The organism is Amycolatopsis sp. NPDC057786, assembly GCF_042797905.1.
Taxonomy (GTDB): domain Bacteria; phylum Actinomycetota; class Actinomycetes; order Mycobacteriales; family Pseudonocardiaceae; genus Amycolatopsis.
In genome coordinates this window covers 17,233-29,610 of record NZ_JBHVKW010000108.1, presented here as the reverse complement: position 1 = coordinate 29,610, position 12,378 = coordinate 17,233, and the positions used below count along the sequence as shown (strand labels likewise).

The following is a 12,378-nucleotide window of genomic DNA, read 5'->3' as shown; positions in this document are numbered from 1 at the left end:
CCCTTCCTTGCGCCTGGCGCAAGGAAGGGGGCCTTCATGTACTCAGGCGAGCAACCGACATCGGTAAGGGTCAGGGACGCCAGGTGTCGTTCAACGCCATCGTGCAGCCGCTCGAAGCGGTGCCCGCCCGGTTGGCGCCCGATTCCCACGTCACGGCACCGCCCTCCTTGCGGATGTACTTGTACTGGAAGGCGGCTCCCTTCGGCAGCGTGACGTTCGCCGTCCACAAGGGATAGCCGGCCGACGACATCGGAACCGCGTTCGCCGGGTTCCACGCTCCGAGTTCGGGACGGTCGCCGACGACGAAGATGTTCTGGCCCCACGAAGTCGTCGCGTTCACCGTGAACTTCGCCGAAACCGCGGAGCACGCCGCGCTGTACCGCTGCTTGACCACCGACGGCGTCTCGACCGGGGCGCCCACGTCGATCGAATGCGCCAGCCGGACGAACTGCGCCATCGACCAGGCCAGCGGCGTCGCCGAGCCGGTGCCTTCGCCGAAGGTGAAGCCACCGGCGCTTTGCCGGTCCCAGACCTGTTCCGGGATCAGGAAACCGGGATTCGCCGAGGCGGCCATGGCCGCCAGATGCGTCGTCGCCGGGCGGCCGTTGGCCAGCTCGTACTCCCCGCGCTCGCCGGTGAGCAGCGGCCACAGCCGTCCGACGCCGGCGCCGGTGTACGGACCACCGGAAGCCGTTTCGCCGTAGCCGTCGTGGTTGTACCGGTACCACATCGGGCCGTTGGGGGTGTTCACCTTCAGCGTGGAGTCCACTTCGGACAGTGAAGCGGCGACATCCGGATCGGCCGCCGGTTTCACGCCGAGGCGGACGAGGTCGAGGAAGCCGGCGTCGATGATGGCGCGTTCGTCGTGGTTTCCGCCGCCGTTCTGCAGGAAGATGTTCTGGCCGTCGTTGGGATCGCCGTTGCCGTCGATGCGGTGGAAGTACCGGCCGTCGCCGAGTGGGCCGGACGTGGTGAACGTCCAGGCGCTGACCTGCGCCTGCCACCGGTCCGCGGTTTCGCGGTACCGGGCGGCCGCCGTCGTGTCCCCGTTGCGGTCGGCGATGTCGGCGGCACAGATCAGCCCGGCGATCTCCGCGGCGATGGTGGACGGCGAATAGCCGCCGTTCTCCTCCCAGCGTTCCTGCGGGGTCGAGGGGCCGTTCGCGACGAGGAAGTCCGCGGACTTCTTCACCTTCGCCCACATCCCCGCGTCGGACCGGCCCAGCTGCCACGCGAGCACGATCGGGAAGGCGACCTCGTCCATCTGCAGGCTGGTCCAGCAGTTGGTGCCGTCAAGGCGCGTGTTCTGCGGGAACGAACCGTCCGGCCGCTGCTGGACGGTGAACAGATAGTCGACCGAACGGTTGGCCGCCGCCGAGTCGCCCGCCGCGATCTGCGCGGTCGAGACCTGGTAGAGGTCGCGCGACCAGACCGCGTGGTACCCACAGTCCCCCGTGCCGTTCGCGTCCTTCGCCTCACCCCACGGATTGGTGAGCGACGCGACGTTCGCACCCGAATAGGTCTTGTCCTCGTGAGCCTTGAGGGTCATCAGCGCCACGTTGTACTGCGTGGTCAAGCCGGCGCCGGTGATCGAGCGGGGCACCGCGGCCAGCGAGGAGAGATAGCCGCTCCAGCCGGACCGGTACGCGGTGTCCGCCGCCCCGAAACCGCCCGCGAGCGAGGCCGTCGCGTTCGCCGACGCGGCGCCGCGATCACCTCCGAACCCGATCGCGAGAGTGAAGATGGTGTCGGTCCCCACGGGGATCTGCCCCAGCTGCACCAGATTCCCGGGCGTCGACGCCGAGTCGTACTGTGCGCCGAGAACGTGATCACCGCTCAGGTCGACGTAGCCGTCGCTCGCGGTCCCGCTGTAGCCACTGGTCGCCTTGACGAAACCGGTGGAGGCGGCCAAGGCGCTGGACACCGGCCCGTCCGAAGCGACCAGCTGCCCGCCGGAAGTGGCGCCGGTGTCCCCCATCCCGCTGTTGTTGAGGGACGGGTTGTACAGCGCGTACAACTGCAGCGGACCGCCGCTGAGCACCTCGAACCTGGTCTGGATCAGCACGGTGGACCTGGCCGGATCGGCGGTGTGGGTCTTGGTGATCCGGTACCGGCCGTTGGTGGCGGTGTTGATCTGCCGGTAGCTCAGGGAACGCGGATCGGTGAGCACCAGCTGTTTGGTGGTGTGGTCGCGTTCCAGCTGCGTGAAACCGGCACCGTCGGACACCACGTACTGCAGGTCCTGGACGTTGGCGACGTCCACGGTCGGGTAGTAGATCTCGTGGTTGATGCCCTGACCGAGGGTGAACCAGACCTTCGACGCCGCGTTGGTGGCGGTGCCGAAACCCTCTTTACCCCCGGTCGTCCAGGCCGCCCCGGTACCCGGTGCGCCCGGCGCGTCCGCCAGCGGTGCGGCGCTCACCGGCGTGGACGCCAGTAGCGCCGCCGCGGTCAACAGCGCGACTATCGCGCGACGCCGCTTCGGAGATTTCATGTCGATCCTTCCCACAGGCTTCATCGACGGCAGGATTTGTTGTTAGCGGCAACTTATTCGCTGGCCGTCTCCACCGGCAGGGCCGATCGGAGTAACCCGGACCACTCGCGCCGGTGGTCCGGTCATGGATCCGGCCCCGCCGCGGTACGCGACGGGGCCGGATCAGGGATTCCGTGAGGTCAGCCGACCGGACGCGGCTTCAGGTTCACCTCCACCGTGTTGCCGGGGCCGGAGGCGACACCGCTGACGATGTCGTTGAGGAACCCGCAACCCTGCAGCGGCGGCAGGGTGTAGGTGCCGGTGAGCTTGCCACCGGCCAGCGGGTCGAAGCCTGCCTTCGACTGGAGCGGGATCTGGGCCGGCGTCTTGGTCTGGCAGGCCGGGCTAGCCGAGACCGGGAAGCCGAAGACGCTGATCCGCGGCAGCTTGACCGTCACCGCCGAGGTCGACTTGAGCACCCCGTTGACCAGGGTTCCCGTGGTCTTGCCCGCCGAAGCGAACTCGATCTTCGCCTTGACCGGGACGAATCCCCAGAGCGTGAGGTTCGCGCTCGTCGGGTTCAGCGTCAGGTCGGCGTCGAAGGTCCCGTTCGCCAGCGTGATCGCGGCGTTGATGCCGCCGCGCAGATCGATCGGGCCCGCGAGCTTCTTCAGCTGCGTCTTACCGGTCAGGTCGTAGCTGTACTTGACGACCGGAGAGGTGTTCGGCTGCGTCTTCGCCGTGACCGGCGCGCTTGCGGCCGACTTGTTACCCGCGGCGTCCTTGGCGACGACGGTGAACGAATACTCCGTGTCGGCCGTGAGACCGTCCACAATGGCCGAAGTCCCCGTCACCGACTTCACCAGCGTGGAGCCGTTGTAGACGTCATAGCCGGCGACACCGACATTGTCCGTCGCCGCGTCCCACTCGAGGCTCACGCTGGTCTGCGTGGTCCCGGTCGAACGCGGGTTGCCCGGCACGCTCGGAGCCACCACGTCGGGCGAGGCCTGCGTCCGGACGGTGATGGCGGCGCTCGGAGTCGAGAGGTTGCCCGCGGCGTCCTTCGCGACCACCGTGAACGAGTACTCCGTGTCCGGCGCGAGACCGTCCACAGTGACCGAAGTCCCCGTCACGGACTTCACCAGGGTGCCGCCGTTGTAGACGTCGTAGCCGGTGACACCGACGTTGTCCGTTGCCGCGTTCCATTCGAGGCTCACGCTCGTCTGCGTGGTCCCGGTCGAGCGGGGGTTGCCCGGTGCGACGGGCGCCTGGGTGTCGGGTGCGGTCTGCGTCCGCGCCGTCGCGGCGGCGCTGGGCGCCGAAGCGTTGCCCGCGGCGTCCTTCGCGACCACCGTGAACGAGTACTCCGTGTCCGGCGCGAGACCGTCCACAATGGCCGAAGTCCCCGTCACCGACTTCACCAGCGTGGAGCCGTTGTAGACGTCGTAACCGGTGACACCCACGTTGTCGCTCGACGCGTTCCAGGACAGCGCGATACTGGACTGGGTGACGTCGGTCGTGGCCAGACCGGCCGGAACGCTGGGCGCTTCGGTGTCGGGGACCGTGGCGGTCCGGGCGGTCACCGCCGCGCTGGGCTCCGACCTGTTGCCCGCCGCGTCCTTGGCGACGACGGTGAAGGTGTACTCGGTGTCGGCGGCGAGGCCGTCGACGGTGGCGTTGGTTTCCGTCACCGACTTCACCAGGGTGGCGCCGTTATAGACGTCGTAGCCGGTGACACCGACGTTGTCACTCGACGCGTCCCACGCCAGGCCGACGCTGGTGGCCGAGGTACCGGTCGAGTGCAGGTTGCCCGGCACACCGGGAGCCTGCGTGTCGGGCGCGGCCTGCGTCCGCGCCGTGACCGCGGCGCTGGGCGCCGAAGCGTTGCCCGCCGCGTCCTTCGCGACCACCGTGAAGGTGTACTCGGTGTTGGCCGTCAGACCGTCGATCGTGGCCTGCGGTTCTGTGACCGTCTTGACGACCTCGGTGCCCTTCAAGACGTCGTACCCGGTGACACCGACATTGTCACTCGACGCGTCCCAGGCCAGCGTCACGCTGGTCTGGGTGGTTCCGGTCGAGTGCACGTTCGCGGGTGTGGTCGGCGCCTGCGTGTCCGGCGCCTTCGCGGTCCGGGCGGTGGCAGGCGCGGTGGCGGGCGAGACGTTGCCCGCCGCGTCCTTCGCCTTGACCGTGAACGAGTACTCCGTGTCCGGGGTGAGGCCGTCGACCGTGGCCGACGTTCCGGTCACGGACTTGACGAGGTTAGCGCCCTCGTAGACGTCGTAGCCGGTCACGCCGACCTCGTCGGTGGCGGCACCCCAGGACAACGCGACGCTGTTCTGGGTGACGTCGCCGACCGTCACCGCACCGGGAGCCGAGGGCGGGGTCGTGTCCGCGGCCGCGGTGACGGTGAAGGTGTGCAGCACGTTGGCCTGGCCGTTCGCGGGAGTGCAGTCCGCGACGAACGTGCCGAGGCCGGTCTCCGCGCCGGAAGCCGTCAACGGCGTCATGGTGAGCACCAGGTCGTGCACCGAAAGCGTGGCCGTCCCTGGCTTGTCGAACCGCAACGACGGCGCCGCACCGCTCGCGTTGACGATCAGGTCGTTACCCGTCGGAGGGATCGGCTGCAGCGGGACCGCTGTCGGCACGCCGACCGCGAGATGTCCCTGCGGGCTGGAGACCAGCGAGGTGGCCAGCGCCGATCCCTTGATCTTCTCGGCGCCGACGAGCCGGAGCCCTTCGGTCGCGGTCTTGCCCGCGTTGGAGACGGCCGTGATGTCGATCCTGGGCGTGAACTGGCCGACGGGGATCGTGTCGGGCAGCGTGGCGTTGATGTCGACCGTGACATCCTGGTTCCCGATCAACGGGAACGGGCAGCTGTAGACCTGCCGCAGCGGCGGGTGGTTCCCCGTGCCGACAACGGCTTCCGGGGTGACCGGCGAGCCGGTCACGGTGTAGGTCTGCAGGACGGTCTCGGCCCCGGCCGCCAGTGTGCAGTCCGAAGTGAAGGTGCCGAGACCGGTCTCGGTGCCATCGGCCTTCAGCGGGGTCATCACCAGCTGGAGACCGGTCACCGCGAGCGACGCGGTGCCCGGCTGGTCGAACCTCAGCGCGGGCGCGCTGCCCGTCGCGTTGACGACGAGGTCGTTGCCCGCGGGCGGGATGGGCTGCTTCGGCACGTCGGAGTCGACCTTCACCGTCATCGTGCCCTGGCTGCCGGGCATCGTCACGGTCGAGGTCGCCTTCGCGGTGCCCTTGATGGACTCGGCACCGACGAGCCGGAGACCTTCTGTCGCCGTCTTGCCCGCATTGGACACAGCGGTGATCTCGATGGCTGGAGTCAGTTTCCCGGTCTCGATCGTCGTAGGCTGCGTGGTCTTGATGGTGACCGAGACGTTCTGATTTCCGATCAACGGGAACGGACACGAGTAATTCTGCGTGAGTTCACCCGGAGCCGCGGCACTGGTGCCCGAACCTATCGCGAGACCCAGTGCCACCAAGGCCGCCGTGCTGATGACGGCGATGCCCCCAGTGGCCAGTCTTCGACTACGTCTTCTGTGTTTCACAGGTACCTCTCCAACACATGGACCACGCCCGCCGAAACCACCGGACAAACGATTAATGCCCGCTTTCGCGGGCTCTTCCCAGCGGGCGCGTGCGCATATTTACGGGTATGCCACAGGGAATTAACACACCCGCGAGGCTCACCAGGCAAGCAAAATCACAGAGCCGGCGCGACCATTCTTCGTCTTTGTCATACGCGGTCGATTCACCGTTCGCGAATCTGTCAGCCACGACCCCAAAACGACCGACCCCACCTCGACGATGGTGGTTATTGGCCAACATGGCCATGGTCGGGTCGGTCTATTTGGCGCGCCAGGGCGGGACCCAGCCGAGGCGTTTGCAGACCGTGTTGAGGTCCGGATCGGTCAGGCTCCGGCGGTCGGAGAGGTTCGCCGACCGCGGGCCGAGGATCTGCATGCGGTCGACCGCGGTACCCGGATCGCCGATGTCCTTGCGGACCTCGATCAGGAAGTCCGCGTAGAGCCGGAACTGGATGTCGGCCGGCGCCCCGGCCGGGAGCGCCTGCATGAGCCGGGAGTACGCCCGGACGATGCCATCGGAGCCGTACACGTTCACCCAGGTGTCGAAGCGGCGCTTGTGCTTCAACTCCTCTTCCGTGGGCAGGTCGTCGCTGGTGAACATCCGGTCGAGCATGTCGACGACGGGTTCGCACATGGCGCGCTTCTGCTCGGAGATCCGTTCGCGAACCTGGTCGGCGCTCTGCACCCGGGCTTCGAGACGGCGTGCGGCCAGCGCGAACATCCCCGCGACCACGGCCGCGGAGACCGAGGCGACGGCCGCGATCACGGCGACGACAATGGCGGACATGCGCCCGATCCAACCACGGATCGGCACCGGGCCCTCAGCGAATGGCCAGGATCCCGGCCAAGACGCGACGCGCGTTCACCGCTTCGTCGTCGGCGCGGCCTTTGGTCCGGGCGCAGGTGACCAAGGTCTTCCACAGTGCCCAGCCACGCCCACGCTCCCATTCGGGGGTATCGACCGAAAGCCGCTCGCGGAACGCCTCCCTGCCGTCGGCCGTCAGCAACGTCCAGGCGATGGCCAGATCGCAGGACGGATCTCCGACGCCGCAGGTGCCGAAATCGATGACGGCCGCCAATCGCCCGCCGTCGAGCAGGAGATTCCCCGGCGCGACGTCGCCGTGGAACCACCGCTCCACACCGTCCCAGGGAACGTCCAGCGCCGAATTCCAGAGTGCGCGTGCCGAGCCGACGTCGATCTCGCCGTCCAGCGCCGTGAGCGCGCGCTCGGCCAGCGGGTCGAAGGTGCGCAGAGTGGCGCCCCGGAACCAGTTGTGTTTACCCGGCCGAGGGCCGTCCGCGGCATCGAGGTTCCTCAACGCCACCAGGAAACCGGACAGATCGAGAGCGAACCGGACCGGGTCGGGAATTCGGTCCGCGCTCGCGGGTTCGCCGTCGAGCCACCGAAGGACCGACCACGAGAAGGGGTAGCCCGCGCCCGGTCTTCCCTTCGCCAGCGGGACCGGGACGGGCAGCGGCAGCCGCGGAGCGAGCACCGGAAGCCACCGTTGTTCCTTGTCCACCGCCAACGCGTACTCGGCGGCGCTCGGCAACCGCGCCACCATTCCGTCGCCGAGCCGGAAAGTCCTGTTGTCCCAACCGGATTCGGCCATCGGCCGGACCGGGAGTCCGGCCCACTCCGGGAACTGCTCGGCTACCAGGCGGCGCACCTGTGCCACGTCGACGGTGATCCGCCGCGGCGGCCCGAGATCCGGCGTACTGCCCAAGACCACTTCCTTCGCTCGATGACGAACCCACACCGAGTCTGGCCTTGCCGTCCAGCGGATATTCGGCAGACTCCCGGCCCGAGGTCGGGCAGACTGAAATCCGTGCGAGAAATTCGGCGCGAGGTCACCGCCGTCACGGGAGCGAAGGCGCTGGTCTGGATCGACGGAACGCTTCACCACGTGTCACCGGATTCGACGTTGTTCGGCGAGTACAGCGAAGTCTTCGACGCCGTGGCGGTCTCTCCGCGCGGTGACCTGGTCGCGCTGATGGTCGATACCGGTACGACGGGGTTGCTGCTGTCGGCGGACGGCCGTCCGATCCGCGAGCTCACCCGCAGCGGCTACAAGGCCGAGGCCTACCGCTACCCGCTGGTGTTATGCACGCTTCCCGACGGCCGGACGGGTTTGATCCACTGTCCCGACGAATACAACCGGCTCGAGGTCGAGGTCGCCGCGACCGGCGAGCGACTCACCGACGGCCCGGCGCGTGAGCCGAGCGACTTCTTCCATTCGCGTTTGGCCGTTTCGCCGAGCGGCTGGTACCTGCTCAGTGCCGGCTGGGTCTGGCATCCCTGGTGCTCCGCGGCGGTCTACGACTTGGAGAAGGCGCTGACCGAACCCACCACGCTCGATTCGGTCGGCGACGTGTTCACTCAGGTCGGTCTCGTGCAGGCCGAGGTCGCGGGCGCTTGTTTCGTCGGCGAAGACATCGTGGTCAGCACCTCCACGGAGGAGAACGACCCGGAGGGACCCGACGACCTCGCCCCCACCATGCTGGCCAGGTGGTCGACCGCCACCCGGACGTTCGTCTGGCGCCGTCGACTGGATCTGCCCGCCGGTGACGTCGTTCCGCTCGCCGGCGATTTCCTGGCCTTGTACGACCACCCGCGCCTCTACGACGGGGCGACCGGAGACCTGCTCCAGGAATGGCCCGACCTCCCGACCGGTCACGCGGAAGGCCCGATCGTGTGGAGCGAGTCCTTCTCGGGACCCACGCGTGTGGCCGTCGACGAAATCCGGCGACGCTTCGCGGTGACCGACGGCGAACGGACCACGATCGTCCACCTCGGCTGACCGGGTACGCGATCTGACGCCGTCAGGTAGTCGCGCCGAGCCGGTCCCCCTGCGTGAGTTCGGCGAGGAGCGCGGACTGTTCCCGCCGGTAGGCCTCGACGTTCGCCAGTTTGACGTCTTCGTAACCGCGGACAAGGTCGGGCAGTTCGGCCAGCGCCAGGAGCCTGCCCCGGTCCGCGCCCTCGGCGTCGAAAGCGGCGAGGATCGTTTCCCGGTACTGCCCGACGAGTTCCCGCTCCACCTTCCGGACATGCGCCTTGCCGAACGGGTCCCAGCGGGTGCCGCGCAGCTTCCGCGCCGCACGCAGCGCGACGAACACCGGACGGAACTTCGGGCCCAGCGCGATCTTCCGTTTCATGCCCAGCGCGCGGAGCACGGGCGGGTGCAGACGGTAGGCGTAACGGCTGCCGACGCCGAACTCCGCCTCGATCCCGGCGAGCACGGCGGGATCGAGCGAGAGCCGCGCGACCTCGTACTCGTCCTTGTAGGCCATCAGTTTGTGCAGATTTCGCGCCACCGCTTCGGTGACGGCGGTCGAATCCCCTTCCAGGACCCGGACCCGCTCGACGAACTCGGCGTACTCCCGCGCATACCGGACATCCTGGTACCGGACGAGTTCGGGCACGCGGATGTCCAGCAGCCGCGCGAGTTCCGACCCCGGCTCGGCGTGGACGAGCGCGCGGGCGCGCAGCGTGGCGGCCGACGGGGCGGGGGTCGCGGCGACGGTGGGCGGTGCGACCGCGGCGTGCAGTCCGTCGGGATCGGCGACGAGTTGCCTGCCGCGCCGGAACGCCTGGAGGTTGCCCGCGACGGCGACCCCGTTGAGTTCGATCGCGCGCTCCACGCTGGCCGCGTCCAGCGGGATGGCGCCGGTCTGGTGGGCCGCGCCGAGCTGGAGGATGTTGGCGAACTGGTCGTCGTCGAACAGGGTTTCCGCCAGCGCCCGCGCGTCGAGCGCCACGGTCCGCGCCGCGCTCTCCGAGATCGCGCCCCGCACCGCGGCCGCCTCGGGGAACGAAACGGTGGTGTCGACGACCATCCGGCCGGTCGGCACCTCGGTCGTGGAGACCACGGCCGTGGTCCGGCCGGAGTCGGTCACCGTCAGATTCGCGGGGTCCGCGCCGACGAGGACGTCACAGGCCAGGTAGAGATCGCATTCCCCGGCCGCGAGTTTCGGGGCCTGCGGCGTCGGGTCGGCGGTGATCTTCAGATCCGAGACGACGGCGCCGCCCTTCTGCGCGAGCCCGGTCTGGTCCAGTGTCCGGACCTGCTTGCCTTCGATCACGGCGGCCGTGGCGAGGATCTGCGCGACGGTGACGACACCGGTCCCGCCGACGCCGGTGATCCGCACGGTGAAGTCGGTGCCGGAGATCTCGGGCTCGGGCAGTTCGGCCGCCGTGATGTCCGCGAGCCGCGCCCGGTGCTTGCGCCCGGTGGGCACCACCGTCATGAACGACGGGCAGTCCCCGGCCAGGCACGAGTAGTCCACGTTGCACGACGACTGGTGGATCGCGGTCTTGCGGCCGAACTCGGTGCTGACCGGCTGCACCGACAGGCAGTTCGACTTCTCGCCGCAGTCGCCGCATCCTTCGCACACCCGCTCGTTGATCACGACCTTCGTGGCGGGAGTGTCCAGCTTGCCGCGACGGCGTTTGCGGCGTTTCTCGGCGGCGCATTCCTGGTCGTGGATGAGCACCGTGACCCCGGGAACGTGGGCCAGTTCCTCTTGTGTGCTCAGCAATTCGTCGCGGTGCCGGACCTCGACGCCGTCTGGCAGGCGGACGCCGCGGAGCCGCTTCGGTTCGTCACTGGTGATGACCACCTTGGCGACGCCTTCGACCAGCAGCAGCGACGCCAGCCGGTCCACCGAGAGCCCGCCGACGGCGTCCTGTCCACCGGTCATCGCGACGGTCGCGTTGTAGAGGATCTTGTAGGTGATGTTCACCCCGGCGGCCACCGCCGCGCGGACGGCGAGGCTGCCGGAATGGGTGAACGTGCCGTCGCCGATGTTCTGCACGAAATGCGAGGCGTCGACGAACGGCTCCATCCCAAGCCACTGCGCGCCCTCGCCACCCATCTGGGTCAGCCCGACCACGTCCCCGACCTGTTCCGGTTCCATGAACAACGCCATGGCGTGGCAGCCGATCCCGCCGCCCACCACGGTCCCCTCCGGCACCTTGGTCGACGAGTTGTGCGGGCAGCCGGAGCAGAAGTACGGCGTCCTGGTCAGCAACGGCACCGAGATCCGCTCACGCCGTCGCCGCTGCCGCCACGCGGTCACGGACGGGATCTCGTGGTGGTCGCTCAGCCGGGTGGCCAGCACCCTGGCGATGGCGTCCGGGTCGAGTTCGCCGAGTTCGGTGCACAGGGTGCGGCCGTCCGGGCCGGTCTTGCCGTAAACGGCGGGCGCGCCGGCGGTGCCGTACAGCACCTCCTTGATCGCCGACTCCACGAAGGAACGCTTCTCCTCCACCACGACGATCTCGCTCAGGCCGTCGGCGAACCGGCGGACGATCGACGGTTCGAGCGGGTGGATGACGCCGAGTTTGAGGATCCGGATCCCGTGCCGGGACAACGCGTCGGCGTCCAGGCCGAGCAGCCGCAGCGCCTGCATGAGGTCCAAATAGGACTTTCCAGCGGTGACGATGCCGACGCGGTCCGCGGGTCCTTCCTGGACGATCCGGTTGACCCCGCTCGCACGCACGTATTCGACGGCCAGCGGCAGCCGTTCGGTGTACAGGCTGCGTTCGAGCGCCCTCAACGTGGTGCCGAGCAGCCGTGAGCTGGGCTTGTGCCGGTACGCGGGCAGCGCCAGCTCCGGCGCCGTCCACCGCGGGCGGACGTGGGCGGTGCTCGCGGCGTCGGCCACGTTCGCCACGAGTTTCATCGACGACCACAGCCCGCTCGCCCTGGACAGCTCGACCGCGTGCAGGCCGAAGTCCAGCACGTCCTGGGAATCGGACGGGAAGAACACCGGCATCGCCAGGTCGGCCAGCGCGAGTTCGGAGGCACACGGCACCGAGGAGGACTTGGCGTTGGGGTCGTCGCCGACCAGCGCCACCGCGCCACCGGCCGGATCGGTCCCCGCGAGATTGGCGTGCCGAAGGGCGTCCGTCGCCCGGTCCAGGCCGGGTGCCTTGCCGTACCAGAACCCGGTGACCCCGCCACGGGACGAGCCGACCGACGCGGTGAGCTGGCTGCCCATGACCGCCGTCGCGGCGAGCTCCTCGTTCAGGCCGGGGCGGTGCACGACATCGTGCTTCTCGAGCAGGACGGAGCGGCGGCCGAGTTCGAGGTCGTACCCGGCGAGCGGGGATCCCTCGTAGCCGGAGACGAACACGGCGGGCGAGGCGCCGGCGGCGCGGTCGTGCCGCACCCGGTCGAACAGCATCCGGACCAGGGCCTGGACGCCGCTGAGGTAGACGGTGCCGTCCTCCCGCAGATACCGGTCCTCCAACGTGAACTGCTCCACCAGACCTGCCTCCTTCGGCACCCCCGC

Annotated in this window: 6 protein-coding genes; 1 reads left to right on the top strand and 5 read right to left on the bottom strand. The window is 68.9% G+C overall.

Translation table 11 applies throughout. The features are described from left to right. Nucleotides 1-70: 70 nt before the first annotated feature. From ACFVM3_RS35520 to ACFVM3_RS35505, 4 genes are all read right to left on the bottom strand, one after another. Nucleotides 71-2,494 carry a glucan 1,4-alpha-glucosidase gene (locus tag ACFVM3_RS35520; RefSeq protein WP_378444274.1) on the bottom strand — a complete coding sequence of 808 codons (2,424 nt, stop codon included), beginning with the start codon at nucleotides 2,492-2,494 and terminating at the stop codon, nucleotides 71-73. 179 nt (nucleotides 2,495-2,673) lie between these two features. After that, nucleotides 2,674-5,970: a fibronectin type III domain-containing protein gene (locus ACFVM3_RS35515; protein WP_378444273.1), complete on the bottom strand. Its 3,297-nt coding sequence runs from the start codon at nucleotides 5,968-5,970 to the stop codon at nucleotides 2,674-2,676. Between the two features lie 367 nt (nucleotides 5,971-6,337). Continuing rightward, nucleotides 6,338-6,865, bottom strand: coding sequence for a hypothetical protein (locus ACFVM3_RS35510; RefSeq protein WP_378444272.1), 528 nt, complete (start codon nucleotides 6,863-6,865; stop codon nucleotides 6,338-6,340). Between the two features lie 34 nt (nucleotides 6,866-6,899). Continuing rightward, nucleotides 6,900-7,805 carry an aminoglycoside phosphotransferase family protein gene (locus tag ACFVM3_RS35505; protein WP_378444271.1) on the bottom strand — a complete coding sequence of 302 codons (906 nt, stop codon included), beginning with the start codon at nucleotides 7,803-7,805 and terminating at the stop codon, nucleotides 6,900-6,902. Between the two features lie 102 nt (nucleotides 7,806-7,907). On the opposite strand from ACFVM3_RS35505, the gene ACFVM3_RS35500 reads away from it, so the two are divergent. Beyond that, nucleotides 7,908-8,879, top strand: coding sequence for a hypothetical protein (locus ACFVM3_RS35500; RefSeq protein ID WP_378444270.1), 972 nt, complete (start codon nucleotides 7,908-7,910; stop codon nucleotides 8,877-8,879). Between the two features lie 22 nt (nucleotides 8,880-8,901). On the opposite strand, the gene ACFVM3_RS35495 is transcribed toward ACFVM3_RS35500, so the two are convergent. After that, nucleotides 8,902-12,351, bottom strand: a complete 3,450-nt coding sequence (locus ACFVM3_RS35495; RefSeq protein ID WP_378444269.1) for an indolepyruvate ferredoxin oxidoreductase family protein — start codon at nucleotides 12,349-12,351, stop codon at nucleotides 8,902-8,904. Between the last annotated feature and the right edge of the window lie 27 nt (nucleotides 12,352-12,378).

What these genes read in the sequence shown, in the direction of transcription:
- ACFVM3_RS35520 (WP_378444274.1), bottom strand. Translation starts at nt 2,494, where the DNA reads ATGAAATCTCCGAAGCGGCGTCGCGCGATAGTCGCGCTGTTGACCGCG.
- ACFVM3_RS35510 (WP_378444272.1), bottom strand. Translation starts at nt 6,865, where the DNA reads ATGTCCGCCATTGTCGTCGCCGTGATCGCGGCCGTCGCCTCGGTCTCC.